General features: G+C 58.5%; 26 protein-coding genes. 18 read left to right on the plus strand and 8 right to left on the minus strand.

Going from position 1 to position 26,099, the window contains the following annotated elements:
- The 14 genes from VMJ32_18130 to VMJ32_18195 form a co-directional block, all read left to right on the plus strand.
- On the plus strand, window positions 1-476 hold a 476-nt coding region (locus VMJ32_18130), incomplete at its 5' end, for a malate dehydrogenase (protein HTQ40939.1).
- 281 nt (window positions 477-757) lie between these two features.
- Window positions 758-1,537, plus strand: coding sequence for a hypothetical protein (locus VMJ32_18135; protein HTQ40940.1), 780 nt, complete (start codon window positions 758-760; stop codon window positions 1,535-1,537).
- Window positions 1,538-2,013: 476 nt separating this feature from the next.
- Window positions 2,014-2,580: a HAMP domain-containing sensor histidine kinase gene (locus VMJ32_18140; GenBank protein ID HTQ40941.1), complete on the plus strand. Its 567-nt coding sequence runs from the start codon at window positions 2,014-2,016 to the stop codon at window positions 2,578-2,580.
- 64 nt (window positions 2,581-2,644) lie between these two features.
- Window positions 2,645-4,318, plus strand: coding sequence for a hypothetical protein (locus VMJ32_18145; protein ID HTQ40942.1), 1,674 nt, complete (start codon window positions 2,645-2,647; stop codon window positions 4,316-4,318).
- Window positions 4,319-4,367: 49 nt separating this feature from the next.
- Entirely contained in the window at window positions 4,368-5,447 is a 1,080-nt protein-coding gene (locus VMJ32_18150) for a FliG C-terminal domain-containing protein (GenBank protein ID HTQ40943.1), read from the plus strand.
- 78 nt (window positions 5,448-5,525) lie between these two features.
- Window positions 5,526-6,206 carry a FliH/SctL family protein gene (locus VMJ32_18155; protein HTQ40944.1) on the plus strand — a complete coding sequence of 227 codons (681 nt, stop codon included), beginning with the start codon at window positions 5,526-5,528 and terminating at the stop codon, window positions 6,204-6,206.
- Window positions 6,199-7,617, plus strand: a complete 1,419-nt coding sequence (locus VMJ32_18160) for a FliI/YscN family ATPase (protein ID HTQ40945.1) — start codon at window positions 6,199-6,201, stop codon at window positions 7,615-7,617. The genes VMJ32_18155 and VMJ32_18160 overlap by 8 nt, the downstream gene beginning before the upstream one ends.
- A gap of 31 nt (window positions 7,618-7,648) precedes the next feature.
- A complete protein-coding gene (gene fliJ, locus VMJ32_18165; protein ID HTQ40946.1) occupies window positions 7,649-8,122 on the plus strand; it encodes a flagellar export protein FliJ in 474 nt (157 codons plus the stop codon).
- A gap of 314 nt (window positions 8,123-8,436) precedes the next feature.
- Window positions 8,437-8,781: a flagellar motor switch protein FliN gene (gene fliN / locus VMJ32_18170; GenBank protein HTQ40947.1), complete on the plus strand. Its 345-nt coding sequence runs from the start codon at window positions 8,437-8,439 to the stop codon at window positions 8,779-8,781.
- 312 nt (window positions 8,782-9,093) lie between these two features.
- Entirely contained in the window at window positions 9,094-9,666 is a 573-nt protein-coding gene (locus VMJ32_18175; GenBank protein HTQ40948.1) for a flagellar biosynthetic protein FliO, read from the plus strand.
- Entirely contained in the window at window positions 9,659-10,486 is an 828-nt protein-coding gene (fliP, locus tag VMJ32_18180; protein HTQ40949.1) for a flagellar type III secretion system pore protein FliP, read from the plus strand. Before VMJ32_18175 ends, fliP begins: the two co-directional genes overlap by 8 nt.
- 90 nt (window positions 10,487-10,576) lie before the next feature.
- A complete protein-coding gene (gene fliQ, locus VMJ32_18185; GenBank protein ID HTQ40950.1) occupies window positions 10,577-10,843 on the plus strand; it encodes a flagellar biosynthesis protein FliQ in 267 nt (88 codons plus the stop codon).
- A gap of 51 nt (window positions 10,844-10,894) precedes the next feature.
- On the plus strand, window positions 10,895-11,668 hold the full coding sequence (locus tag VMJ32_18190) for a flagellar biosynthetic protein FliR (GenBank protein ID HTQ40951.1): 774 nt from the start codon (window positions 10,895-10,897) through the stop codon (window positions 11,666-11,668).
- 78 nt (window positions 11,669-11,746) lie between these two features.
- Entirely contained in the window at window positions 11,747-12,826 is a 1,080-nt protein-coding gene (locus tag VMJ32_18195) for an EscU/YscU/HrcU family type III secretion system export apparatus switch protein (protein ID HTQ40952.1), read from the plus strand.
- An 81-nt stretch (window positions 12,827-12,907) separates the two neighbouring features.
- Here VMJ32_18195 and VMJ32_18200 read toward each other — a convergent pair whose 3' ends face one another.
- Window positions 12,908-13,468, minus strand: coding sequence for a hypothetical protein (locus VMJ32_18200; GenBank protein HTQ40953.1), 561 nt, complete (start codon window positions 13,466-13,468; stop codon window positions 12,908-12,910).
- Here VMJ32_18200 and VMJ32_18205 point away from each other — a divergent pair.
- Window positions 13,452-13,694, plus strand: coding sequence for a hypothetical protein (locus VMJ32_18205; protein HTQ40954.1), 243 nt, complete (start codon window positions 13,452-13,454; stop codon window positions 13,692-13,694). The genes VMJ32_18200 and VMJ32_18205 overlap by 17 nt on opposite strands.
- A 342-nt stretch (window positions 13,695-14,036) precedes the next feature.
- Here the strand turns inward: VMJ32_18205 and VMJ32_18210 are convergent, their stop codons facing one another.
- The 4 genes from VMJ32_18210 to eda form a co-directional block, all read right to left on the minus strand.
- On the minus strand, window positions 14,037-15,422 hold the full coding sequence (locus VMJ32_18210) for a BBP7 family outer membrane beta-barrel protein (GenBank protein ID HTQ40955.1): 1,386 nt from the start codon (window positions 15,420-15,422) through the stop codon (window positions 14,037-14,039).
- A 333-nt stretch (window positions 15,423-15,755) separates the two neighbouring features.
- Window positions 15,756-16,877 (minus strand): DNA polymerase III subunit delta, encoded by a 1,122-nt coding sequence (gene holA / locus VMJ32_18215; protein HTQ40956.1) that lies wholly within the window; start codon window positions 16,875-16,877, stop codon window positions 15,756-15,758.
- A 61-nt stretch (window positions 16,878-16,938) separates the two neighbouring features.
- A complete protein-coding gene (locus tag VMJ32_18220) occupies window positions 16,939-18,948 on the minus strand; it encodes a hypothetical protein (protein HTQ40957.1) in 2,010 nt (669 codons plus the stop codon).
- Between the two features lie 185 nt (window positions 18,949-19,133).
- A complete protein-coding gene (gene eda, locus VMJ32_18225) occupies window positions 19,134-19,781 on the minus strand; it encodes a bifunctional 4-hydroxy-2-oxoglutarate aldolase/2-dehydro-3-deoxy-phosphogluconate aldolase (protein HTQ40958.1) in 648 nt (215 codons plus the stop codon).
- 258 nt (window positions 19,782-20,039) lie between these two features.
- Here eda and VMJ32_18230 point away from each other — a divergent pair, with 258 nt between their 5' ends.
- The 3 genes from VMJ32_18230 (at window position 20,040) to VMJ32_18240 (ending at window position 22,503) form a co-directional block, all read left to right on the plus strand.
- The gene (locus VMJ32_18230; protein ID HTQ40959.1) at window positions 20,040-20,354 is read left to right on the plus strand and encodes a hypothetical protein; all 315 of its coding nucleotides are present in this window, start codon (window positions 20,040-20,042) and stop codon (window positions 20,352-20,354) included.
- A gap of 300 nt (window positions 20,355-20,654) precedes the next feature.
- Window positions 20,655-21,974, plus strand: a complete 1,320-nt coding sequence (gene clpX, locus VMJ32_18235; protein ID HTQ40960.1) for an ATP-dependent Clp protease ATP-binding subunit ClpX — start codon at window positions 20,655-20,657, stop codon at window positions 21,972-21,974.
- Between the two features lie 199 nt (window positions 21,975-22,173).
- The gene (locus tag VMJ32_18240) at window positions 22,174-22,503 is read left to right on the plus strand and encodes a type II toxin-antitoxin system PemK/MazF family toxin (GenBank protein HTQ40961.1); all 330 of its coding nucleotides are present in this window, start codon (window positions 22,174-22,176) and stop codon (window positions 22,501-22,503) included.
- Window positions 22,504-22,524: 21 nt separating this feature from the next.
- Here VMJ32_18240 and VMJ32_18245 read toward each other — a convergent pair whose 3' ends face one another.
- From VMJ32_18245 to VMJ32_18255, 3 genes are all read right to left on the minus strand, one after another.
- Window positions 22,525-23,487, minus strand: a complete 963-nt coding sequence (locus VMJ32_18245) for a protocatechuate 3,4-dioxygenase (GenBank protein ID HTQ40962.1) — start codon at window positions 23,485-23,487, stop codon at window positions 22,525-22,527.
- A gap of 74 nt (window positions 23,488-23,561) precedes the next feature.
- The gene (locus tag VMJ32_18250; GenBank protein ID HTQ40963.1) at window positions 23,562-24,686 is read right to left on the minus strand and encodes an aminotransferase class I/II-fold pyridoxal phosphate-dependent enzyme; all 1,125 of its coding nucleotides are present in this window, start codon (window positions 24,684-24,686) and stop codon (window positions 23,562-23,564) included.
- A gap of 141 nt (window positions 24,687-24,827) precedes the next feature.
- Window positions 24,828-26,099, minus strand: a 1,272-nt coding sequence (locus tag VMJ32_18255; GenBank protein ID HTQ40964.1) for a hypothetical protein, incomplete at its 5' end; no start/stop codon positions are given.

Raw genomic sequence — 26,099 nt, forward strand, 5'->3', positions numbered from 1 at the left:
CTTTCCTGTCGATGGAATTGGGCGTGAGCGTGGAAGATATTTCCGCGCTGCTGATGGGCGGACACGGCGATACCATGGTGCCGATGCCCAGTTGCACTTCGGTGGGCGGAATTCCGGTGACGCAGTTGATCGAGGCGAAGCGCCTGGAAGAAATCGTGCAGCGCACTCGCAATGGCGGAGCGGAAATTGTGGGCCTGTTGAAAACCGGCAGCGCGTACTATGCTCCGGCGGCCGCGACGGCGCAAATGGTTGAAGCGATTGTGCGTGACAAAAAACGGCTGATCCCCTGCGCTGCCTATTGCGACAAGCAATATGGGGTGGGTGGTTATTTCGTCGGCGTGCCGGTGATTTTGGGCGCCGGCGGCGTCGAAAAGGTGATCGAGCTGAAGCTTACCGCCCAGGAGCAAGCCGATTTCCAAAAAAGCGTGCAAGCAGTCAAGGAGTTGACGAAAGTCATGGCGGGATTGACGGGGTGATTTGCAAGGCGGAAGGCGGAAGATCGTGGGTGGAAAAGAAGAGGCTCAGCCGCGGGTAAACTCAACATTTATCGATCGCTGGAGCCGAATTGCCCTTGACTGTTTTTGTTCCCTTTGACCGTTGAGCGCCCAGCGCCGCATTGGTGTTGACACATTTCCGCCGGGTGTCTTACAGTCCGCATCGCATGGTTTGCTTAGCTGAAGAATTGTCGTTTTGTAGAAATCCCTCCTTCCAACCTCGAATTTTTTCACGCCAGCACGAGGCGCGGCAATATTGAAAGATGAATCGCTTACAAGCATCAACTTTATCGGCTTGGCCAGGGTTTGAATCGACCGCCGAATTTTGCTCGGCGGGCACTTATCGGGCAGCATCGGAAGATCATCCCTACGCTTTTTTTGCTCCGCTGCATTACGAACAGAATTACGCCTACCCGCTGTTAGTTTGGCTGCACGGCGGGGGAGATAGCGAGCGACAATTGCGTCGAATTATGCCGCTGGTCAGCATGCGGAATTATGTGGCCGTGGCGCCGCGTGGAACGGTGGGAGGATTAGGCCGAACCGGGCGACAGCACGGATATCACTGGCAGCAAACGCCGCACCATACCTCTTTGGCCGAACAAAGCGTTCGCGCCGCCATAGCCGAAGCCGAAACGCGGTTCCACATTCGGCGCGATCGGATTTTTCTGGCGGGTTACGAATCGGGCGGCACCATGGCATTTCGAATTGCCACCGCGCAGGCCGAGCGCTTTGCCGCGGTGCTCTCGCTGTGTGGGCCGTTTCCCACCGAGGGGGCTCCGCTGGCAAAACTGAATACCGTTCGGCAACTTCCCTTTTATGTGGCTGCCTGCCGGAACGGAAGTTACTACCCCACTTCGCAGGTGTGCGATAATCTACGGCTGTTTCACGCTGCCGGCATGTCGATTACGCTGCGCGAATACCCGGGCGATGGCTCGCTGTCCGAACACATGCTAGCGGATGTGGATCGCTGGATGATGGAGCAAATTGTCGGCCAAACCGCTGTGCCCAACGCCGTACCGCCGCGCCAAACCGGCGTGGGTTGAATCCAATTATCCTGGAGTAGGCGGGTCTGCCGCCAGCCATTACCGCTGCTAGCGGGCGCTGATTATTTCACGGATGGGTCGTCGCTTGCACTTACTGCGTGCCGTGTGATCAACGTGGATTGACAGCGCTGGGCGAAATTCAGTACAAACCCGCCCGATTTTCTCCTCTTCATCAGATCGTCATCCGCGGCATCCTGATTTTCAGAACGCCTGAGCGTGGTCGCGCTTGCGCGACGGTACCGTCGGCGGTTCTGCTTAGGCTGTCGTTGGATCCATATCGCAAACCGTCGCAGGATGCGGCTGGTAGAGTCATATTCAACCTTGCACTGAACCGTTGCATCGTCAGTCACGGAAGGCCCATCGGTACCGCGGGTTCAATCGCAGGGAGCATTGTGAATTTATCGCCGGCCTAACCCAATCCAATTCCGCTATCGCTGTGAAAAAGTCTACTGCGTCGACGCTTTTCGGAGGATACCATGAATTGCGAATTGCTCGATAAGCTGGCCGCCAGCTTTACCTCGCGGGATGCCACGGTGAACGATCTGTTGCACTTCACCACGGATTGCAATCCGATGCGCCGCCCTGTGGCATTGCGACAACTTATTGAAGAAGTGCTCCAGTCATTTTCATCACCATTGCAGGCCCAGCACATTGTTGTGGAATTGGACGTACCCCCGGTTCATTACGTGTTCGCCGATTACGACATGCTGCGCCGTTGCGTTTTGAATTTAACACGCAATGCCTTGGATGCCATGCCCGAGAGCGGAACGTTGGTCATTACTTCCTACAGTGGACCGCAAGGTTTTGAATTGGAAATTGCCGACAGCGGGCCGGGACTTTCCGACGAGGTTCGCCATCACATGGCGGAGCCGTTTTTCACGACCAAGAGCAACGGCACAGGCTTGGGTTTGGCCATCGTTTCCTACATTGCCGAAGTTCACGGCGGCGACCTTACCGCGCGCAATTGCCCGGAAGGGGGCGCCGCCTTTACGCTCCGCATTCCCGTGAAACAGCAGCAGCGCGCTTTGAAAGCAGCCGCGTGAATCAGTGCCGACTTCCAAAACACGCGGATTGAAAAAATAACCACTACAGCAAGGATGCACGATTGTGGAGTTTCTTCATAAAGCCCTCGCCCAACTGAACGATTTAATACGCTCGATGACGCCGGCCGGTCGCATCACAGCCGGGCTTCTATTGCTGGTCGCCGCGATCAGCATGGGTTATTTGATCAACCATCAAATGTCCGGGATGGACGGTTATTTGTTCGGCGGCGATCCGGTCATATCCAGCCAATTGCCAGCCATGGAAGCGGCGTTCGGCAAAAAGAACCTTACCGATTACGAAGTGGACGCCAACCGCATTCGTGTTTCGCAGGGCAAACAAGCCGTGTATATGGCCGCTTTGGCGGACGCCGGCGCTTTGCCGCACAATTTTCTGGACTCGCTGAAAAATTCGCTCGACAGCGGCGGCCCCTTCGTCGATCGCAAAAAGCGCGAGGAGATGATTAAAGTTGCGCTCCAGGACGAGCTCTCCAAGATTATCGGTCAGATGAACGGAATCGAGCGGGCCGAGGTATTGTACAACGTCGAGACACCGCAAACATTCAACTCCAAAAAGTTGGTGACGGCCAGCGTGACGGTGAAACCGGTCGGCACCCAAACGCTAAACTCGGAACAAGTGCAAATGATCCGTCAGGCCGTGGGGCCGGCTATCGGCGCTGCGCCGGAAAGCATCGCGGTTGTCGATGTCAACGGCCACGCCTATCCGGGCGGAGAAGCGGGGAGCGGCGGCGACGTAACTCAGGATCGGTATCTGAATACGAAGATGGAATACGAACGGAAGTACACCGAAAGCATCCGTCAGGGATTATTGAGTTTTGTCAAAGGCGCCGTTGTCACCGTCGACGTCGAGTTGCACCCGGAACTGGAAGAAGCGCAAACCTGCAACAAGGTTGACCCCAAGGCCACGCCTGACGACGATTCCGAATTGAAAAACAGCATCGGCTCCAACATCTTGTGCCCCAGCGGCCAGCCCGGAATGGCCAACCAAGGTGGCAAACTCACTGCATCGGCAATTGCGGAATCGGGGGGCAACAGCGCTCATGACACAGACGCATTGAGTGTGCGCCCCCAACGCAACATGATCAGCAACGAATCGCGGCAAGTGCGGTTTGCCGGACTCACGCCGAAGCGAGTGAGCGTTTCGGTCGGAGTGCCCAGCAGTTATTACGAGGAGGTGTGGCAGCAACGCAATCCGTCGCCCGCCGGATCGCCGCCAAAAAAGCCAGACAGCACTGCACTGGACCAAATTGAAACCGAGGTCAATGCCAACATTAAAAAAAGCGTGATGGGCATTTTACCCCCGCCGGAAGATGCCAATACCGATCCGGTGACCGTCACCTCGTTTACCAGCATGCCGCAGCCCGAAATCGAAAAACCCAGCACGACCGATCAGGCCTTGGTGTGGCTGTGCGACCACGCCAGCGCCGTGGGCCTGGGATTGTTGGGAATCATCAGCTTGTTGATGGTGCGTTCGATCGTCCGCAGCGTGTCGGCGGCGACGGTGGATGAGGGGCGGCAAGCGTTGGCCGCCGGGACGGACTCCACGGCCGCCCATAAATTTTCCGGAGCAGCGCCGCCGCAATCGGTCCCCGCGCTGCGGCTGCGCCCCCGTCGAACAAAAAACGACCCGTCGCTGCGGGACGAACTGGTTGAAATTGTCCGCCAGGACCCCGACGCCGCCGCCAACATCCTCCGCAATTGGATTGGATCGGCGAACTGACACATTCGCACATTGCTCCTCAGGGTGAGGGCTCAACAGACGTAATATGATGAATCAGGATCCAGCGCTCCATAAAGCCGCCGTGCTGCTGGCATCGTTGGATGCCGACACCGCCGATCTGCTCCTCTCACAAATGCCCGAGGAACAGGCGGATGCAGTGCGGGCCGAATTGCTGGGCCTGGACGAGCTGGATCCCCGCGAGCAGCAGGCGGTGATCGACGAGTTCTTCCGGATCGGGCCCATGGCGCCGGAATCAAGCGACATCAACGCACCGCATCAGCATTTGCACTCCCCAGAGCATTCCCGCCGGCTGCCCGATTCCCTGGACGAGTACCTATCGGAACACTCTCCATCGCTGGGCCATTCCGAAAGCTTGAGCGACAGCCTTTCCAGCTTGCAACCCACGGCGCATCCAGCGGGCGAACGTTTCTTCGACTTTCTGCAAGACGCCGAACCTGAAACGCTGGTTCCGGTATTGGAACGAGAGCACCCGCAGGCCATCGCCTTGGTGTTGGCGCATTTGCCGCACGAGAGAGCGGGCCATATTCTGGCCCGCTTGCCGGCCACGTTGCAAACGGACGTCATCCGGCGATTAGTCGATTTGGAAGAAACCGATCCGCATGTGCTGCGCGACGTGGAACGTGCCGTCGAGTCAGGGCTGCGCCAGCGGCAGCCAACCCGACGGCGGATGGCGGGCATGGCCGCGGTATCGGCGATTTTGAACGCTTCGGAAGGAAGTGCCCGACGTCAGATTCTGAACAATTTGGCCGCTCATGATCGCCCGTTGGCACACAAGCTAACGCCGCCGCCGTCGCCGCCGCGTGACTTCACGTTTGAACAAGTCTGCGATTTCCCGATGGAAGCTTTCGTGCGTGTGGTGCGGGCTGCCGACCGGCGTTGTGCGGTCCTGGCGCTGGCCGGAGCGCCGGCGGAAATTGTCGAACCGCTTTTGCAGGAACTGCGGCCTGAGGAAGCCGATTCCATTTCGCACGGTCTGGAGCAGTTGGGCCCACTGCGAATAATAGATTTTGACCGGGCACAAGCCGCGATTGCCGAGCTCGCCGGGCACTTGTACGCCCAAGGACATTTGTCGGGTTTAGAAGCGTCGCACCTCACGGCGACCGCATAATTGGGTGCCGCGCAGGAAGACCAGAGCAAACTCGACTCAGAATTCAACACTCGTAACCCTCTCCAAGCTTTGCCATTCATGGCCAGTGTCATCAAATCACATGTTGGCGCACGCCAGGGTTCGCCGAACGGCTTCCATTTTGAAGACGTTTCGCAGCAAGCCAATCGATTCGTCGAAGGCGTCCAGCTGCAGGCGGCTGCGATGATCGCCGATGCCCAAAAGCAGGCCGAAGACGTCATCCGCCGCGCGGAACAGCAGGGCCGTCAAGCTGCTGCTCGGGCGGCGGAACAAATGCTCAATGAAAAAGTGGCCCAGAAATTGGAATCGTTGGAGCCTGCGCTGCAAAAGGTCGTCAACGAATTGAGCGACGCTCGGCAAGCGTGGCTGCGGCATTGGGAACAAACGGCCGTGCAATTGGCGGCGAAGATCGCCCAGCGAGTCATCCGCCGCGAGCTGTCTCAAACGCCACAAATTACGGTCGATTTGGTGCGCGAGGCGTTGGAGTTGGCGGCCGGCTCGCCGCACATAAAAATCTCGCTGCACCCGGACGATTTCGACGCCCTCAGCGGACAAATCGACCGGCTCACGAAGGAAATCTCGCGGACTGCCGAAGCGGAAATTGTGCCCGATATGACCGTTTCTGTCGGCGGTTGCCGCGTGGAAACAACTCAAGGAATGATCGACCAACAAATTGAATCTCAACTGGAACGCATCATCGCCGAACTGACCGGCACGGACGAAGAACCAACGAGTGAGTGATGTGCCGGAATGGTCAACGTATCGGCCGCGCCAACTTTACGACCCACCTCGGCAACCCATCATTCACGACCAACCATCATCCATGCTCGATTTATCCGATCAGCTCGATTCCATCATGACCACTTCGCTGACGGGCAGCGTGGTGCGGATTGTCGGCATGACGGCCGCCGTGGCCGATTTTCCCGCCCCGGTCGGCGCGCTGGTGGAAATCGAGCGGGAAATTGGCAAACCCGCGCGGGCTGAAGTCATCGGCTTTCGTGACGACCTGACTCTGCTTTACCCGCACGAAAACTTGCAGGGGGTGCGGCGTGGGAACCGGGTGCGTCTGCAGCACACATTTCGCTGGTTGCGTGTCGGGCCGGAACTTTTGGGACGCGTCATGGATGCTCAAGGGCGAGCGATTGACGGTCGTCCACAGCCCGCCCTGGCTGACCGGACGCAGTTGAATGGTCGACCGCCTGCCGCAATCCAGCGGCCACGCATTCGCCAGCCATTGTCCACGGGGATTCGCGCGCTGGATGGCTTGCTCACTTGCGGCCAGGGACAGCGGATGGGCATCTTTGCCGGGTCCGGAATCGGCAAAAGCGTGTTGCTGGGAATGATGGCACGCTACACCTCGGCCGATGTAAACGTGATTGCGCTGATCGGCGAACGTGGACGAGAGGTGAACGAATTCATAGAGCGCGATTTGGGTCCGGAGGGTCTGTCGCGCAGCGTGGTGGTGGTGGCCACCAGCGATGAACCGGCCCTGCGCCGCGTCCAGGCCGCGCAGGCCGCCACGGCAATTGCCGAATATTTTCGCGATTTGGGACGGAATGTGCTCCTGCTCATGGATTCGCTCACGCGGTTCGCCATGGCGCAGCGTGAAATCGGTTTGGCGGCCGGCGAGCCCCCCACGACCCGCGGTTATCCCCCCAGTGTGTTCACGATGTTGCCGCAATTGTTGGAAAGGGCAGGGCAGGCGTCGCTGGGCAGCATTACGGCGTTCTACAGCGTGCTTGTCGAAGGGGATGATCCCCAAGAACCTATCAGCGACGCAGTGCGCGGCCTGCTCGACGGTCATACCTGGCTGTCGCGGAAATTGGCCTCCCGCGCCCATTGGCCCGCGATCGACGTGCTGGAGAGCATTAGCCGCTTGATGCCCGACATTACCTCATCTACGCATTTGGAAGCTGCTCAGACCGTCCGCGAATTGCTGGCCGTCTACCGCGACCATGAAGATTTAATTTCCATCGGCGCCTATCGCAAAGGCGCCAATCGACAAGTCGATTTGGCCATCGCCGTATTGGACGAGATCAATCAGTACTTGCGGCAACGAGTCGACGAGCCGGACACGCTGGAATCGGCGCGGCAGGAGCTTATCGAGTTACAGCAGCGAGCACACAGCGCAAGTTTAGGGGAAGTCGGCTAAGCGGCGCCCCGCATAAAGCAGCGACACAAGAATGCCCCCGTACCATTTCCGATTATTGACGCTGTTGCGAATGCGCGAAAATGTGCGCGACGAACGCCGCCTGCAATTATCCGCCGCCCAGCACGACGAAGAAATTCTCGTGGATCAAATTACAAAATTAGACGATAGATTGGCCGATTTGCGCCGGCATGCTCTGGCTGCCCGTCAGCCGGGAATGATCAACGTCGATCAATTGCTCGATGCGGGCCGATACGAGCATGTTCTTCAGACGCAACGACAGGCCGCCGAGGTGCAACGTCAGGCAGTACAATTGGAAGTTGAGCGGCTTCGACGGTCGCTGCTAGAAGCCGACCGCGAAGTCAAAACCCTGGAAAAGCTGCAAGAGCAACAAGCTATGAAGCATCAGCAGCTGGAAAATCGCCGTGAAATCAAGGAGCTCGATGCGGCAGCCATCCAAGTCGCTGCCTCCGGTAAAGAAGAGTCATCGATCTCTCCACTGCATTAAATAAACCAAATTCAAAGAAGACGATGCGGCTAAGCTGGAGAAGTTGCCCAAAGGGCATAAGCCCCGATTCTCCATCCTGTGCTTGCCACGCTGCCAAAGCCCCAATTGGCGGCTTCGTCGACGCCGGGTTGGGGTTGCTTAAACCGCCGATTTTGACGAAAACCATCGCCCCCTATTAGGCGAATCGGCTGTTGTGGGAAGTCTGTGGCAGCGGTTTCGTTTTCAAAATCTACGTTACGTAGACCATGAGCCCAGCCGTGGCACAGAGCGATATTGACGCTTTGCTCCTTCACGCGCAATCAGCCGTGGCATCAATGCACGCATCCACAGCGAGCGAATTGCCCACCGGGGTCAAGCCGTTGAAACTGCCCGATTTTTCCTCCGCGGGGGCGACCACCAGCGCGGCCACGCTGAATATCAACCGCGAAGTGGAGCTCGACTTGCGCATTGAGTTGGGACGGACTCGGCTGCACGCGGAAGATGTATTAAAGCTGTCACAGGGCTCGGTAGTCAGATTGGATAAATTGGAGGGGGAGCCGGTCGATGTTTTTGTCAACGGTCGGTTGATCGCCCGCGCCGAGGTGTTGATCTTGAACGAAAATTTTTGCGTCCGTGTTTCCGAACTTGTGACTCAGGAAGCGATGTTACACGCAGCGTAAAACTGCGTTGCCGGGCCTTGAAATTGCTGGCTGCGGGATGTTTGAGAACTGAAATTCGATTTTCTCAAAGGTGGCACAGGGATGTGCTCCGATCGTCGATTGATCGACTGGCTTGCCCGCGACTTCCGCGCAGCCGCTCCTGCTGCGCGCGGGCGGAAAATTTTCACCCCTTTGTTCTGCGCGCTTTTCGTGATTGGGCCGCTGGCAAATCTCCCGGTTTGGGCGGATGATTTTTCCGGCGGATCCGAATCGAATGTCTTACGCGCTCCCAGCGGCTTGCCACGCAGTGAGGGCACTCCAACCCCCGCCGGCATGGTTCGGCAAGCAACACATCAAGAAGCTGAACCCTCGCGTTTTATTGCTGCCGGCAGCGAAACATCCATCCCGCTTCCTGCTCCGCCGCGAGACGCGGGCGGAGAAACATTCAGCGCTGGGCCGCGACCGTTGGGGGCCATTATCAGCGTGATTGTAAGTTTGGCCGTCGTGCTCGGCTTGTTTTTGGTGGCTGCTTGGTTCATGCGTCGCAGCTTGCCCAGTTCTGGCCGGCACTTGCCCACCGAAGTGGTCGAAATCCTGGGCCGTACTCCCTTGGCCGGGCGGCAGCAGATGCACGTGCTGCGCTTTGGAAACAAAATGATTTTGGTGTGCGTTTCTCCCACCAGCGTCGACACACTCGGTGAGATTACCGATCCGCTGGAAATCGATCGCCTTGCCGGACTGTGCGCACAAACCCAATCGTCCAGCGCCACGGCGGCGTTCAAACAGATTTTCAGCCAGCTTGTGCGCGACAAATCGCCCGCCGTGGTATCGGAAGTCGCTGGCGGAACCTCCCTCCCCAACAGCCGCCGCGCATCGGCGTCTGCCCAGGAGGTGGCCGATGGTTAGCAAATTGGTCCCCGTACTCATCGGGCTGGCGGTGTGGGCTGGCTCCGTTTGCATCTGTGCCGCGCAGGAGCAATCTAAATTATTTAGCAACGTCGATCAATCCAACGCTGCGGCCAAAATCGAGCTTCCTTCGCCGCTGGCCGGCGGGCCGGAGAAGTGGACCAGTCCGGAGGGGCTTTCGTCCACGCTGCAGATCATGCTGCTGATGACAGTGCTAAGCCTGGCGCCGGCGATCATGCTGATGACCACCTGCTTCGTGCGGATTTTGGTGGTGCTGGGCTTATTGCGGCAGGCCTTGGGCACCCAGCAATTGCCCCCCACACAGGTGCTGACCGCCGCATCGTTGTTTTTAACCCTGATCATCATGTGGCCCGTGTGGAAACAAACCTACGAGGAAGGGATCGTACCCTATACCAACCACACCCTGAGTATGGAAGATGCCTGGCAACGTGGCGTGCAACCGATCCGCGATTTTATGAGCAAGCAAATCGATCGGTGCGGCAATAGCGCCGACGTGTGGATGTTTTATAAATATCTTCCCCAAAGCACCACCGAACCCAAAAGTTACGCGGATGTGCCTCTGGCCGCACTGCTGCCGGCTTTCATGATCAGCGAACTCAAAACCGCGTTCCTGATTGGCTTTCAAATTTACCTGCCGTTTGTGATTCTCGATTTCGTGGTGGCCAGCGTCACCATTGGCATGGGCATGTTGATGCTGCCACCGGTGTTAATTTCAGCCCCGTTTAAGCTGCTGCTGTTTGTGCTGGTGGGTGGCTGGCATTTGGTGGCGGAAATGCTGCTGCAAAGTTTTCATGCCTGACGTGAATTAGGCGGAAAAGCGCCGGTTAAACCGCCGGCAGAAATCCAACCTCATCCTTCGATCCTGGTCCCGGTCACCTACGTTCTTTCCATGGAATCCCAAGACGCAATCAATCTGGCCCGCGAAGCAGTGATGCTGGCACTGTGGATAAGCGCCCCGGTGCTGATTGTCGGCATGGTCGTGGGCTTAGTGGTGGGCCTGATTCAAGCCTTGACTCAAGTGCAGGAGCAAACGGTGGCTTTTGTGCCCAAGCTGTTTGCGATGATTTTAGTGCTCAGCCTTACGTTGCCGTGGCTCATGATGCAAATGGTCGATTACACGCGGGAATTGATCGAAAATATTCCGCGCGCATTGTGAAATCAGCGTCGATACCGATACCCTCGTCTTCATTATTGACGTTCTAAGTTTATGCCGGCTCTTGATACCACGCCATTTATCGTGTTCACGTTTGTGTTGGCGCGCGTCAGCGGGCTGGTGATGACAGCGCCCCTGTTTGGTTCTGAGCAAGTGCCCGCGCAGGTGCGCGGCTTGTTGGCGTTTGCCTTGGCCCTAATGATTACACCGGTGCAGTTGGCCGCGCCGCCGGCGATGCCGGCGAATTTGGCGTTCTACGCGCTGCCCCTGGCTGGCGAGCTGCTTGTTGGCGTATTGCTGGGTCTGGGAGTGAAAATTTTGTTAAGCGGCGTGCAAGTGGCCGGGCAAATCATTAGCCAGATGAGCGGCCTGTCGCTGGCCGAGGTTTTCAATCCTGACTTCGATGCCGAAGTGCCGGCCATCGCCAATATGTTGCACCTGGTTACGCTGGCGGTGTTTGCCGTCATTGGCGGGCACCGACTACTCGTCGGCGCGCTGTTAGATACCTATAGATTCCTGCCCGTGGGTCATGTGATGCTTCCGCCTGCGCTGGGATCGTTGACGACGTCGCTCTTGGCGGAAAGTTTTTCGCTGGCGGTGCGTGGCGCCGCCCCGGCTATCGTAGCGCTGATGTTGGCGACGATCGTACTGGGCCTTATCAGCCGCACGCTTCCGCAGTTGAATGTTTTGGCGGTGGGCTTTGGGTTGAACGCGCTGGCTAGCTTTGCAGTGCTTGCCGTTTCGATCGGCGCCATTGCGTGGTTGTTTCAAGAACAATTGGAGCCGGCCGTGCAAGCCATCGTCGATTCGCTCCGACCGGCAACTTGAATTCTCACGCTGTACCCCCCCCACTGACCACTGACCACTGACCACCGACCACTACGCCCCGACCACTAGCCGCTGCCCATGGCCGATTTCAGTTTTGACAAATCGCTAGAACCTACGCCGCGTCGACGCCAGCAGGCCCGCGAGGAAGGACAGGTTGCCCAAAGCGCCGATTTGGCATCCGCGGGAATGTTGATTTCGGGTTTGGTGATTTTGCTGGTGTTGGGGGGGCAACTCGTCGAATTTTTCGCCCGGCTAGCGCGGCATCAACTGGGTGGGGAAAGCTGGCTGGAGGTCGATTCCGGATTTTTGATCAGCCATTTCAACGCCGTACTTCTGGAGCTGGGCCGATCGTTGGCGCCCATCCTCGGTTTCATGCTGATGGCGGCCGTGCTGGTGCATGTGCTGCAAACCGGCCTGTTGTGGGCGCCCAATCGAATATCGCCGGATATCCAGCGGATTAATCCGCTGTCGGGCTTCCAACGATTGTTCTCGCTGTCAAGCGCCGTGCGGTTGTCGATGGGTTTGTTCAAAGTGGTGATGGTGTCGCTGGTGGCGTTTTGGAGTTTGTATCACCGTCGAGACGAAATTTTGGGCGTGGCCGCGCTGGAGGTGCCGCAAATTGCCGCCTTCGTGGTTGACATCATTATTTGGACCAGCTTGAAAATAGCGCTGGCGCTTTTGGTGCTGGCGATTTTTGATTACGGCTACCAGCGGTGGAAATATGAGCGCGATCTGCGAATGACTCCGCAAGAAATGCGCGAGGAAATGAAAAATTTGCAAGGTAATCCGCAAGTGGTTGCCCGGCGGAGGCAAGTGCATCGGCAATTGACGCTGAGCGGGATTGCCGCGACTGTCCACAAAGCGGACCTGGTCGTCACGAACCAGGCCGAATTGGCTGTCGCCATTCAATACGACCCTGCCACCATGAGCGCGCCCATCGTGCTGGTCAAGGGGGCCGGAGCGGTGGCCCGACAGATCGAACAATTGGCTTTGCAGCACAACATTCCGGTGGTAACGCGGAAAATACTGGCGCAGTCGCTGGACCAGGAAGTCGACATTAACCGCCCTGTCTCCGACAAAATGTACGCCGAGGTCGCTGAATTATTAGCGCACGCATATCAGCGCAAAAATAAGGGGCAGCCCGAGCTTACCGCGTAAGCTTGCTGGCGGCGCAGGGGAGGATTTTATACCAACTGCCGCGCAAGAGCGCGCAACTCGCTGGACATGCCCCTTGATCCTTTACCAGCAGCCTGAGCCCCAGCCGCAACTTGATCCCCATCCGCCATACGGACCATAGCCGCAACCGCAACAGGATGGTCCACAGCCACAAGGCGGACAGCAGCAGGTAGGGACGGGAACCATGACTTTTTTGGTCACCATGTGGCAGACACACACGTCCACTTCTTTTTGGGCCATGTGCGGCACGCAAACATTGACCGTGACAGTGCGCTGCTCCGGCACGTAATTGCACACCGTCACGTCGCAGCTGTATTCCTTGGTGTGCGGCACGCAGACCGTGTATTGCACTTCGCGCTGTTTGGTTTCGGTCTCGTATTTACAGGCGCCACAGCCGCAATTAGAGCAGCCATCGCAAGGAACCGGTTTGCAGACCACGTAGCTCTCTGTGCGAGTGCGGGTTTCGGGCACCATCACGACACATTGGCGCGTGACGGTTTTTTTCTCCGGCACAGCATGCATCACGGTGACCGTTTGTTGCTGTGCTTGCGTGGTGAACTCAACACAGGGGACCGTTCGCTTTTCCCAGGCCAACGTCGGCACGCAAATGGTGCGCTCGACCATGCGTGGGGCAGGGCAGCCGCCGCACGAACCGGCCGGTTGGGCCTGTGATGGCCCGGGCTGCGAGGGAGCCGGCGCCTGCGAGGATGCCGCCCCGGGAGATGACGGCGCCCCCGGGGATGAAGGCGCCATTGACGAAGCTGGCGCTGTAGCCGCCGCCGATGGGACAGTCGCTTTGCTGGGCGCCGCCATTGAACTTGAAGCGCTGCCCGACCCTGGCGGCAGTTGATTGGCCCATCCAACCGACGCGCCGACTGCGACGATGGTTGCGGCAGTCGCCACGGCAAACAAATGCTTAGATTTCATAGGAGATCTCGCCAGCGACAACTTTAATCTGGGTAAATTGCGGCAAGCATCGGGCCTGCCTGGCTGCCAATCTAATGCTCTTGAAGTGCCCAGTCAAGCAACTGCGAAGGATGGAGAAAATGAGAAACCGCTCACCGCGAAGTGGCGGGTTTCGAATTGCGCATAAAAAAACCTCGGCCGGGACAAGCCCGGCCGAGGCATGGGAACTCAAAATAGCAAATCAAAGTTGTCGTTCAAGAACTCAGTACAACCCCCGTCCTACCGCTTAGAACCGGCATTCCAGACCTGCAAACGCACCATCCACAATCAGGTCGCCGTTGGTCTTGATGGTCTTCCAGCCAGCCTCGTCAGCAAAGAATTGCGGAATCTGGTTGTCGGCCAAGGCCACGCCGCTGACCCCTACCACACGGTAACCACCGATGAAGCTCCAATTGGAACTAAACGCCCAGTTGAAACCTACGTCGATCGAACCCAACATCGAAAACACATTCGCCGAGTTGTTGAAGTGCAGGACATCTCCGTTGGCGTCAAACGTCGCTTGCGTGCCATCGGACAAGGCCATCGCGTTGTAACCCGTGATGTGATTGCCATAGATGCCAATCTTGGGAGCAGCAAACACGCTCCAGCGGCTGCAAATCTGGTAGTTTAAGTACGCACCGAGCTGGAAACCAACCAAGTTGTTCGTCACGTTGGCGTTGATAATCGCCTCATCGCTGGTGCTGCCTGCTGGCGGAACCGCCGTGAACTGATCCCAGGTCAAGTTGTCGCGGAAGTTGAAGTAGCGGATGCCGGCCAGAGCGGTCACCTGGAAGCGGTTGCACGCTTCGCAGCAAGGCATATACAGGAAGTTGACTTCCACGTTATTGATGTCGTCGTTGCGCGACAGCCGCACGGCCGTCACAGGACTGCCGGTCCGGTTGTCATACCAATCAGTGGCCGGATTCGTGCCGAAGGAAACCCCGCTGTCGTCCTGCACCGTGCCGAGCGAAAAGGTGCTGTTCGTGAGCAAGGCGTTGCCGTTCATGCCCCACACGCCCCAGTAATCGGCTTCAACGCCGAAACGACCGGTGGGTCCGCACGAATTTGAGCAACTGCACGGATCGCCGCAGCAGCCGCAGCCGAACCAGTAACCGATGCGGGTATCCACGCCGCCGCCCCAATTCGCGCCAGGGAAGTAGAGCAATTGATGCGCGTTGTTTGCCGTATCGTAGGTGGTCCAGTTTCGATTCGCGACCGTGCGGCCCATGGTCAGGCCACCCGCATAAGCGTACCAATGATCGTTGCAGCAGCAGGAAGGCAGGTTGCAACCACATTCGTCGCCCCAGCCGCAATTGTGCAAGGCGTTTTCGTAACTACCGCCACAAGAATTGCAAGTGTCGCAGCTCGCTGCAGCGCCGCTGCTGGAAGTGTTGTCCGGAGGCGCTTGGGGAGCAGTGGCCGGCGCCTGCATGCGGGCACTGGCCGGGGTGCCAACGACCGGTTGGCCCCCCGAGGCCCCGCTATAATTTAAGGAAGGCTGTGTTGAGTAATCCAGCCGGGTCAGGCGCACGCCGTAGGGGTCATTCGCCTCGAGATAATTAGTTTGAGCCAGTGCCGTGCCCGACAGGCACAACACGCCCACCATCGCAGTCCAAGCACGATAGGCAGTCATGGTTTCGATCCCTCACAAGTTCCTGATAAAAACGCCGCGCGCCACCATGACATCGCGGCCTGGAGCCGAACAGCCGGCGCACACGCGCCTTGTCGTCCAACTTTCTGTATGGGGATCCGTCCCGCATAACCGTCCGTGGTGTCATTGGAAATCGACGCTTCTGAAACGGCGCTTTTGGATTTTGCGGCCCAACAACACGCCGGGAAAAATCGCCACAAGACTTATGGGTGGGTCAATCAAAACGCGCGGCAGATTTTCGCGCCAGGGCGGGAAACTTTAGCGAACCTGCGTGTGGTTCTACGCCGGATCATGCACGATATTCCGGAGATGCCCTTAAGGCACGGAAACGGGTGTGGGTTTCAATCTAGCCGCCGAAGCGGGGGCAAGAATCCGCGAGAGCCGCACAATCAGTTGCTCCAGCACCAGGCGGGGCTTATCGCCAGAAGAACTGGAACCTTTTAACGCTAAATCGGCCTCCAGCAGCCAGCGATAGATGTGCTTGGCGCGGTCGCGGCCGATCTGTCGTAATTGCCGTTCGGTTTTATCGAGCACGAACTTTTTGGGCGTTACGCCGGCTTCGCGCAGCGCTTCGGGCAGTGAAATGCGGCGGCGTTGCAACTCAGCGTGTTCGACCAGCCGGGTGGCGGCCGCCATCCGGCGGAGCGAACCGCTCATCATGGCCAGCAAGGCAATCGGCTCTTCGCCGGCCAACAGCAGGCGGTCGAGCTCCACCAGGGCCGTTGCGGCCTGTCCGTCCAGGGCGGCCTCGATCATGGCCCAGGCGGTTTTCGCCCGCCAGCCGCCCACGGCGTGCTGCACCAATGGGCGGGTGATTTTTCGATGTTTTTCGCTTCCCGCCAGGAGCGACAACTTGGCCAACTCCTGATCTAAACGCCCCAATTGCGGTCCGACAATCTCCAGTAGTAATTCCGCAGCCTCAGGGTCCAGATGCGCTTGATATTGCTTTTCCGCCCGGACTGCCAGCCATTTTATGACGGATTCTTCATCGATATCTCCAAACCGATTGCCCGGCAAATTGCAGTTCACTTGCAAGCCGCTTTCCGCCAGACGTTTGTACAAGCGGGTGTTGGCCGGCCAAGACTGAACTTCCAACACCAGCACTGATAAAGGCCGCGGCTGTTGGCAGTAATCTTCCAGCGCCTGGCGGTGCTGGCTGACGAACTTGTCGGCCCCGGCGAGCGCCACCATCCGCCGCCCGCCGCCGAACATCGAAACCGTGGCCAGTTCGTCGAGCACTTCGCGCAACTCGGCCTGGTTGCCATCCAACGCGGTGAACGATAATTCGCCATCGTCGCCGGTTAATACAGCGGCCCGCAAGCGATCCAGCGATTCGCGCATCAGCAGCGGCTCGTCGCCAAACAACACGCACAGGGGGGGCACAGCCGGCGTTTTTTCGCGAGCCAGAAATTCAAAGGCGCTGGTGGCATCAGGCATGCCACAAATATAACGAGACGGCCTGGCAAAGCCCATCGGCCGGCATGGCCAGCTTTATTATTTACCGAGAGAAATCGCCGAAGGAGGGCCGTGTTGCGGTATCGGCGCTGGGGCGGACTCCGCGGATGCGGCCTTCGGGCCGGATGCGGTCCAAGGTGACGGGTTGGGCCGCCTCGAACACGCCCGTATTGCCGGCTCCATCGCGTGCTTCAATCCGCAGATAAATGCGGTCGGGCACCCGGCTATCGGGGCGCCAGGCATATTGGCCGGTGTTTTCCAGTCCGGCGGCGATGATCGACCACTGGCCGCCCGGCCGATCGCTGAACAGCAGCGTCACGGGGCGCGCCGCCAAAGCTGCATCGCTGGCTTCCCAGCGGATAAGCAATTCGCCACTGTGCGGTCCTTCACCGGCGGTGGCATCGAGCAGCCGCACGGCGGGTTTGGTTAAATCGACCATCACCCATAAATCGGGGGCATCGCCGCTGCGTGGCGGCAGGCCGCCGAGGCCGGAACCGCTTTGCACAACAATGCGGAAACCGTACAAGCCTTCCCCCTCCACGTTGGCGCGGATGGGGCTGCGATTGTCGTCATCGACCCCGTAGCTGTTCCAGGTGCGGCCACCATCGCGGGTACCCCACAACTCGACCTTGGCGATGCCGGAGGGGCCGATGCCGTCGACTTCGTAATCCAGATCGAACGAGCGAGCATTCACCATGCGGGGCCGCTCGCCGGGCGGGAGCAGACCCTTAGTTGACGAATTGATATCCGTCGGGCCGGTGCTTGTCGGCGATGAAGGAATCGACAACGATGGACTGGCCGATTGCGGGTTGTTGGAATATGCGGCAGTCGGGGGCATGTCGTTTCGATAAGAATTCACGTCGTTTCGATATGAATTGTTGTCCGGCAGCACTTGGTTGCGGATGGGCGGGTTTACGTTTTCCACTGCCCGGCTGGCGATGTCGCCGTAGCGCGAGGGGTTGCCGGTATACGGCGATTGATAATCGGCCGGGGGCGAATTGGCGGCATACGAAGGCGCAGACGAAGCACTTTGCGGGCGAGCAGTGAGATCGTCGGCCGGAATTGGGTTGCGTCCCAAAGGCAAATCACTGGAGCGATCGGCTGGCCACGCAGTATTTCCGCTGCTACCCATGGCGAATTGATTGGCCGATGGCGATCGTGGCGCGTTATAGGTTGTCGGGCCGGAGTTCGAGGGTGCGGATGCGGAATTTCGCACTGGAAGCGCTGCGTTGAGTTGCTGATTCGCCGGCGGGCCACCGGCCGACCAGCCGGCGTTGGGCGTCGACATCCAATTCTGGTCCGCATCCGGAGGCCGCATGGCTTTGTTGCTGGCGGTTAATTCGTGCTTGAGAGAAGCGCCGGGGGGTTCCGCCAGCGCTTGCGAAAGCGTTTCGTTTCCGGCCCGATCGCTGATGGTGGCCCGCACCGATACGCTGCCAGCAGGCGCATCGGTGGGAAACCAAGTGAGCGTGCCGGTCGATGTGCTCCGGTCTATCCCGGGCGACGGCCGATCGACCGCGACCTGCCGCCAACTTCCGGCGGCGGTTTGGTATTCGATTTTCAAACTATCGGCGTTGAGCAGCGGATCGACCGCTTGCCAACTGGCTTTGACTTCGCCCGCCTCACCGCGCAGGGCAGTCAGATCGAGCCGCGGCGGCAAGGTATCGACAATCACGCGTAATTCGGGCCTGCCGCCGACCTCGGGGGAAACATGCCCCTGACGGTCGGCGGTGCGAATTTGGAACCAGTATTCGCCGTCATGGGGCGCGCGGAACGTAAAGCTGCGTTCTTGCGGCGAAACGGCTTGGGCCTGTTCCCACGTCGCTCCGCTGTTGACGGAAACATAGAGGCGGATTTCGGCGGGCTGCTGATCGGGCGATTCCGCGGCGGCCACTTTGAACGGAATGGTAAACGCTTGCTGTCGCCAGCACAGCGGTTCCGGTAAGCCATCGGCGGCGGAAGACGTTGCGGCCCACGATGGCGGCGAAAGCACGAGCGCAATCATGCACGCCGCAAAGTGCAAAATCTGTGGGCCAAGCCGCCGTGCGCGCATGACGATACTCCGGGGTCTATCTGGTGGTATCGACCTTGCCGTGCAGGCGGCTTGAAACGACCATGCGCACAATGCACGAAACGAAAGGTTGGCAGGCTGGGAAGCAACGCTAGCAGAATCCACGATGCTAAAACGCAAGCGCGTTGATCGTTTACAATTGCGAACGGTGTCCAACGGCGCCGGCCTTATGCGCCGCGGACTTGTCGAACAATTTCCACGTACTTGCGGGCCAGGTCGGTGATCTTCGCAAATTCGCGCTTGGCAACGGCCTGCGGATCCACCAATGAACTGCCAATGCCCAGGGCACACGCGCCGGCTTTGAGAAAATCGGCGGCGGTCTGCAAATTGACGCCGCCGGTGGGCATCAGCCGGACTTGTGGCAGCGGGGCCAGCACCGCCTTCAGATAACCTGGTCCTGTAAGATCGGATGGAAAAACTTTCACGATATCAGCGCCAGCTTGCCAGGCGGTAAGAATTTCGGTCGGCGTTAAAGCGCCCGGCATCACCACCCGGCTGTAGCGGCGGCAGAGCTCAACAACTTGCAAATTCAACGTGGGAGAGACGATAAATTGAGCCCCGGCCAAAATGGCGGCCCGGGCCGTTTCGGCATCTAACACGGTGCCGGCGCCCAATACCAGTTTGTCGCCCAAACGGTCCGCCACTTGCTCTATAACCTGCAGGGCATGCGGAACGGTGAAGGTGACTTCAATGGCCTCGACGCCGCCGGCCAGCAGAGCCTCGGCCACTTCGGCCAGCAATTCGCCACGGGGGGCACGCAACACCGCCACGATTCCGCAGCGGAGAATTCGATCCAAATCGTTCGCTTGAGGCATGGCAGGAGCAGAAAGAATCTGAGTTTGAACCGTGGTGGTAATGGAAGTGGCACAACAGCCCACTACATTATGCCGCACAGTTAGGGGGAGCCTCTTTGAATGTCACACAGGGCATGGTTTGGGGGCCTTCTGGAAACGCCGGGACGCCTGTTCAGGCTCCCCAGGTTTTCTCCTAGCATAACCCAAGCGTGCCAACTGGCGAAATGCTGCCGATTTTTCATCCTGGACTGATTCAAGGGGAGTATCCATAATGAACAGGTGGTGTGGTCGCCAAGCGACAAGCTGGGAACGCAGGCCGGCAGGTTTTCGATGGGAGACCCCGCAGCCCAAAAACTTATTACGGCGGGTTTGTTATTTGCGGCTATGGCCGTGCTTGCGGCTTTGGGCGCTTGGATCGTGTCAAGGTTTCGCGGTAGTAAGGGCGACGAAGGGCCAGCGGTGAGCGAACTACTCAGCAAATTTCGCGAACTGCACGAGCAAGGTAAGCTGAGCGACGAGGAATTCCGAAACATTAAAACACTCCTCGCGGAGAAAATCCAGCAAGAGTTAAACGATAACAGCGAACCGGGTTAAGCCGATTTACTCTGCTTCAACACGCAGCGCGGTAAAACCGCACGTGCCTGGGTTGCCGTGCGGCGGGGTAACGCGGATCGTAACTGTGGCAACGAATTGCAATAATGTCAGATAAAACAGTATTTCTGCAAAATCAATTGTGTAACCGCAAAGCATAAGGAAGAAAATTCGAGCGTGGACATGGATGGCCCCCGGCGCGACTGCGAACTTTCCAGTTCAAGCCACTCGAGCGACTCCGATGATTAAAACTTCACTCGCATGCAGAGTGCAGCGGGTGAAGAGAACTCGAAAGGATTAGGCATGCCTAACGGGCGCGACATCAACCTTGGCCGGCGCGGGGGACCAACCTCCACGGGCGGCAGTGGCGGCAGCGGCGGCGGCACCACCAAAAAAAATGCTTTCTGTTCCTTCTGTCGCAAAAGTTACCGTGACGTGGGACCGCTGGTCGAAGGACCAGGCGATGTTTACATCTGCGGCGAGTGCATCGAACTGTGCCAGTCGATTCTCGATCAGGAACGCCGGCGCCGCGGGGCCACCAAGCAGTTGTTCACGCGCATTCCCAGTCCGCGCGAAATCGTCACGCAGTTGGACGAATACGTGATCGGCCAGGAACACGCGAAAAAAGTGCTGGCCGTGGCCGTGCACAGTCATTACAAGCGATTGACTTTGGGCGCGGAAGCCAGCGACGTAGAGGTCGATAAATCGAACATCATGCTGCTGGGACCGACGGGCTCCGGCAAAACGCTGCTCGCGCGCACGCTGGCCAAAATTTTGCACGTTCCCTTCGCCATTGGCGACGCCACCACGCTGACGGAAGCCGGCTATGTGGGCGAAGATGTGGAAAATTTACTGCTCAAGCTGCTGCACGCGGCCGATTTCGACATCGAGGCGGCCCAGCGCGGCATTTTGTACATCGACGAAATCGACAAAATCGGGAAGACATCTCACAACGTTTCCATCACGCGCGATGTCAGCGGCGAAGGGGTGCAGCAGGCGTTGTTGAAGATGCTGGAAGGCACGGTGGCCAATGTTCCGCCGCAGGGGGGCCGCAAGCATCCGGAACAGCAATACATTCAGATGGACACGACCAACATTTTGTTCATCTGCGGCGGCACGTTCGTTGGGTTGGACGAAATCATCGCCAAGCGGTTGGGCAAGCGCACCATCGGCTTCGGCCAACCGGCCGGCGTGCGCGAAGATAAAGAATTGGGCGAACTGCTGACCAGCGTTTGCAGCGACGACATTCTCGAGTTCGGCATGATCCCCGAACTCGTCGGCCGGTTGCCGGTAATCTCCGCGCTGAAGCCGCTGGACGAAGCCGCTTTGGTCCGCGTGCTAACCGAACCGAAAAATGCGTTAGTCCGCCAATACCAAAAACTGTTCTCCATGGAAAATGCCGATCTCAGTTTTACCGAGCCGGCCTTGAGGGCCATTGCTCACCGAGCGCTGGAAAAAGACACCGGCGCCCGCGGACTGCGTTCGATCATCGAGGAAGTGATGCTCGACGTGATGTACGATTTGCCGGAAAACCAAGGCGCCCGGTACGTGATCACGGAAAATAACGTGGCCGGCCAGGAACGCATTTTCCCGCTGGTGGAAGAGAAAAAGAATAGCGCTTAAACAACGGTTTGAGCACCACCATGAGCACGCGCGAACTTATTGACCTCGAGCTTAATACCTTGCCGGAGTCATTGCAGCGGGAGGTGTATCGTTTTGTCCGCTTGTTGAGGACCAGGTCAGAAGATCAAAGGTTTGACGGGTTGCAGGCCAGTCAAAATGTACTTGCCCGTGATTGGGATACTCCTGAAGAGGACGCAGCGTGGGCAAGCCTGTAGCCGGCGACGTTGTCGTGTTGCCATTTCCGCAGACAAATCTGCAACAAGGCAAGCGTCGCCCGGCGTTAGTGGTTGTAAATTTGCCAGGCAATGATCTGATTCTGTGCCAGATTACAAGCCAAGCCCATTCTGACGCTTTCTCGGTCGCGATTGAAGTAGGCGACTTCACCGCAGGGAAGTTGGCGATGCGAAGCTACATTCGGCCCAATCGCTTGTTTACTGTAGAGCAATCGGCAATTATTTACACGGCCGCACACGTGACCACAGCGAAACTAAACGAAACACTGGCGGCACTTCGCAAATTGTTTGTGTAAGGCGAGAGCCACGGAAAACCTTTATCGCTCCGGGGGCGGCCCAAAGCCGGGGCCGAAATCGGGCGGGGGACCATCGCCAGGGCCGCCGCCAGGCGGTCCGAAATCACCGCCGGGGCCAAATCCGGGCCTGCCGCCAGGCCCGCCGGGACCGAATCCGCCGCCGGGGCCACCCGGTCCAAATCCGCGGCCGCCGCCTTGCTGCATTTCCGATTTGCCGATGCCCCCTTTGATTTTGTCGCCGTCGTCTTTTTTCGCATCTTCGGGCGTCAGGCCCATCACGATGTCGAACTTCGCGGAGAGCTCGCCGATTTTGGAATCCGGAATCGGCTTGAAATCGACCAGCACGCTGTCTTTGGCTTTTTGATCGCGGATGCCGTTGAACACGCCGTCGCGCTCATTCTCCGGATTCCCTTTGATGAACAACTGCGTGGTGTAAATCCGCTGGCCGTTTTTGCTAATGCCGAAGTGAATGTGCGCCGTGCGGCCGGTGTAATGCACGGGCTTAATGGTGCGGAAATAATAGCTGCCGTCGCTGCCGGTGAGAAACCGCCCGTACCCCTGGAAGTTTTTATCGCGCTTATCCTCGTTACGATCGTGGGAATTCAAATAAATGCCGTGGCTGTCGACCTGCCAGAGTTCCACAAAGGCATTGCGAATGGGCTCGCCTGCCGCGCTGAGAATGCGGCCCGTTAAATGCGTGATTTCGCCGATGGCGGGCGTGAGCGAATCGTTGACGATAATCAGGTCGTTATCAGTATCCAGCGGCAACTTGTCAGGATAAAAGGGGCCCTCGGTCAGCCGCGGCGTCACTTGCAAGGCTTCGGCCAACGCTCCGCGGGCTGAAAAGGACGATAGTCCGAATGTGGAAAAAGCTGCTGCGCCGGCGGCAACTCCGCCTAAAAACTGCCGGCGAGACCAAGCGCGGCTAGGGGAGCGATGGGAATGAAGGGCGGTTTGAAACGATTGAAATAAGGAATGGTGCATATTCCACCTCTTGTGGCCCGGCGAGATTCAACCCATAGGGTAATGGTTGCCGAGGGGATGGGAATCTTGCACCCTCATTTCGGCTTAGCGAGCTTGCGCAGCACTTCGATGCCGCGCTCGATCGTGGAATTTTCCGCTGCGTAAGAAATGCGGAAGTGCGTGTCGCGGCTGGAGAAAATCTTGCCAGGAATGACGAGCAACTGATTTTCAATCGCCCGTTCAACAAATTCGCTGGCGGTCGCTGCACCGGAACTTTGGGGCACTTTGGGGAAGGCGTAAAAGGCGCCTTCGGGCTGGGCGATTTCGTACAAACCGCTCAGGCCTTGCACGAGCATGTCGCGCTTGAAGCGGTAAGCGTCGATGTGCGATTGCATATTCAACCCCAGCGCCGCCACGCAAGCCCATTGCGCCGGTTGTGGAGCACATACGAAGGTGTACTGCTGCAGCTTGATCATCTCGTCGATCACGGCAGCCGGCCCGTGGGCAAACCCGACTCGCCAGCCGGTCATGGCATACGACTTGGAAAAGCCGTCGATGACGATCGTGTGATCGTTGAATTTGGCCGGTGAAACGAATGAATTGTCGTAGTAGAAGCGGCTGTAAATTTCGTCGCTAATAAGCGCAAGGTTGCGCTCGGCCGCAAGTTTGGCTAGGCCTTTCACTTCGGCCGGGGAATTTACTTTGCCGGTGGGATTGGCGGGGCTGTTGAAGAGGATGGCTTTGGTGCGGGAAGTGATGGCGGCACGCACCCGATCCAAATCGATTGAAAAATTCGGATACGTGTCGATCAGCACGGCGCGGCCGCCCATCAATTTTACGAGCGGCTCGTAGGTGACAAAGTACGGATCAAACAAAATCACTTCATCGCCGGGATTCACCAGCGCCATCATCGCCAAGAGCAAACCGCCGCTGGTGCCGCTGGTGACAAACACTTTTCGATTCGTGTGTTTGAACTCCGCCACCACCTGCGCTTGCAGCTTTTCCAACAGCGGTGCAATGCCCTGCGTTTGCGAGTAACCGTTTTTGCGGCTGTTCACGGCCGCAACCAGGGCCTTCCGGGCGCCCTCGGGCACATCAAAATCGGGCTGGCCGATGGACAGATTGATCGGATCGGTCATCTTGGCCGCCAGGTCGAACACCTTGCGGATGCCGGAGCTATCGAAAGCGGCGGAACGGGCAGAAAGCCAAGGATGGGGCATAGGGCAGGGCAGGGCAGGGGAGCGAAAATTGACAGGGTTACCGCGCAGCGCATTGTAACTCTTGGGGCACATCGCTACCAACGCCAGTGAGGACATGCAGAGAAGCGAGTGGTTCGCAGCGCTGCTCGTACGTCGTTGGTTTTATCGCACGATGCATTTGAAGCGGGCGATGCCGCCTTCGCCGGGCTTGAGCGGCTCGGCAATATCCCAGTGCAGGACGAGAGAGCCTTCTTTGTTCGGCTCGCTGAAGAATTTAGCGTCCTTGCTGCATTGGCCGCTGCCGTCGACCAGTTCCAATCGCGTGGTCAGATTATCGACAATGCTCACGTTGCCGACGGTTTGGTCGCCCACGTTATCGAAGCGGATGGTGAACTCGACGATTTCGCCTGGCTTGGCGCTGTGGGTCGAGGCCAGCTTGCAGATGCGCAAGCAGGGGTGCGAAGGGGGCTCGATGCCGAACGTGGCTTGGGCGCGCTTGTCGCCTTCCAATACGATGGCTTTTTTGCCTTCGATGGCGACCTGCACGCCTTGCTCGGTCGTCCAGGCAATGGCGGCGTCCATCGACTTGGCGATGAATGGCTTTTCCGCCTCGATGAGTAGGCCGGCGCGGACTAAATCGAAATCTTCGTATGGCTTCAATCGGTCAACCGTCGCACGAATCACCGTCTGGGCGATCAAGCCGACCGGCGGCGTGCGTTCCAAGAATGTGACGGGGGCCCGCTGGCCAATTTCGCCCACCGGCTGCACCGGCTGAAGCGCGGTGGTAACCGGTTGCACTTCCTGCTGCGGAACCGGTCCGATGGGCATATCGACGCCGCCGGCACGAACGAGCTGGTTATCGCCATAGGCCAGGGTGACCTGTCGCACGGCGGCAAAGCGCGGCGAATAGATGCACACCCGGCAACTCGGCTTGACAACGGTGCGGCCATCAATTGTTTGGTAATGGGCGATGGTGTCTTCCGAATCGAGCCCTTCTAACTGTCCGTCGGGGCGGACCTTTACGGCGCCGTCGCTGTCGCCGCCGTCGAAAATGTATTCGTCTTCCGGCCATCCCGGCGCGCCGGGACTGATTCCCGGTGGCTTCCACGGTCCGCACGAGCCAACCGGCAGCGGGGCGGGGCAGGCGGGGGCATCGCAATCGTTCCCGACACGGCATGTGTTTTCCAGCACGGAAGGGTCGGTCATTCCGCCGCCGTCGGGCACGGTTCCACTGTTGGCTTCTGGCCCACGCATGTACTGCGGCACGTAGGCGGGCATGGTGTAACCATCGCCCGGGTAACCAGTGTACGCCTCGCGTGGTAAGCTGGCATAGGCGGATGGCGGAGTTGTCCCCTCGCCCCAGCCCTCTCCCGGAGGGCGAGGGGGATTATATCGCGGATCGACGCCGTAAATGGACCAGCGATTTGCCGGACC

It is taken from the genome of Pirellulales bacterium, from assembly GCA_035499655.1.
In the GTDB taxonomy this organism is placed as follows: domain Bacteria; phylum Planctomycetota; class Planctomycetia; order Pirellulales; family JADZDJ01; genus DATJYL01.

Bases quoted from the DNA above. Each gene is read 5' to 3' on its own strand.
- fliN (HTQ40947.1), top strand. From the start codon at position 8,437: ATGCACGCATCCACAGCGAGCGAATTGCCCACCGGGGTCAAGCCGTTG.
- fliQ (HTQ40950.1), top strand. From the start codon at position 10,577: ATGGAATCCCAAGACGCAATCAATCTGGCCCGCGAAGCAGTGATGCTG.
- VMJ32_18210 (HTQ40955.1), bottom strand. From the start codon at position 15,422: ATGACTGCCTATCGTGCTTGGACTGCGATGGTGGGCGTGTTGTGCCTG.
- fliP (HTQ40949.1), top strand. From the start codon at position 9,659: ATGGTTAGCAAATTGGTCCCCGTACTCATCGGGCTGGCGGTGTGGGCT.
- VMJ32_18155 (HTQ40944.1), top strand. From the start codon at position 5,526: ATGGCCAGTGTCATCAAATCACATGTTGGCGCACGCCAGGGTTCGCCG.
- VMJ32_18220 (HTQ40957.1), bottom strand. From the start codon at position 18,948: ATGCGCGCACGGCGGCTTGGCCCACAGATTTTGCACTTTGCGGCGTGC.
- VMJ32_18205 (HTQ40954.1), top strand. From the start codon at position 13,452: ATGGTGCGCTCGACCATGCGTGGGGCAGGGCAGCCGCCGCACGAACCG.
- VMJ32_18150 (HTQ40943.1), top strand. From the start codon at position 4,368: ATGAATCAGGATCCAGCGCTCCATAAAGCCGCCGTGCTGCTGGCATCG.
- VMJ32_18245 (HTQ40962.1), bottom strand. From the start codon at position 23,487: ATGCACCATTCCTTATTTCAATCGTTTCAAACCGCCCTTCATTCCCAT.
- VMJ32_18250 (HTQ40963.1), bottom strand. From the start codon at position 24,686: ATGCCCCATCCTTGGCTTTCTGCCCGTTCCGCCGCTTTCGATAGCTCC.
- VMJ32_18175 (HTQ40948.1), top strand. From the start codon at position 9,094: ATGGTTCGGCAAGCAACACATCAAGAAGCTGAACCCTCGCGTTTTATT.
- VMJ32_18135 (HTQ40940.1), top strand. From the start codon at position 758: ATGAATCGCTTACAAGCATCAACTTTATCGGCTTGGCCAGGGTTTGAA.
- eda (HTQ40958.1), bottom strand. From the start codon at position 19,781: ATGCCTCAAGCGAACGATTTGGATCGAATTCTCCGCTGCGGAATCGTG.
- holA (HTQ40956.1), bottom strand. From the start codon at position 16,877: ATGCCTGATGCCACCAGCGCCTTTGAATTTCTGGCTCGCGAAAAAACG.
- fliJ (HTQ40946.1), top strand. From the start codon at position 7,649: ATGCCCCCGTACCATTTCCGATTATTGACGCTGTTGCGAATGCGCGAA.
- VMJ32_18200 (HTQ40953.1), bottom strand. From the start codon at position 13,468: ATGGTCGAGCGCACCATTTGCGTGCCGACGTTGGCCTGGGAAAAGCGA.
- VMJ32_18140 (HTQ40941.1), top strand. From the start codon at position 2,014: ATGAATTGCGAATTGCTCGATAAGCTGGCCGCCAGCTTTACCTCGCGG.
- VMJ32_18190 (HTQ40951.1), top strand. From the start codon at position 10,895: ATGCCGGCTCTTGATACCACGCCATTTATCGTGTTCACGTTTGTGTTG.
- clpX (HTQ40960.1), top strand. From the start codon at position 20,655: ATGCCTAACGGGCGCGACATCAACCTTGGCCGGCGCGGGGGACCAACC.
- VMJ32_18195 (HTQ40952.1), top strand. From the start codon at position 11,747: ATGGCCGATTTCAGTTTTGACAAATCGCTAGAACCTACGCCGCGTCGA.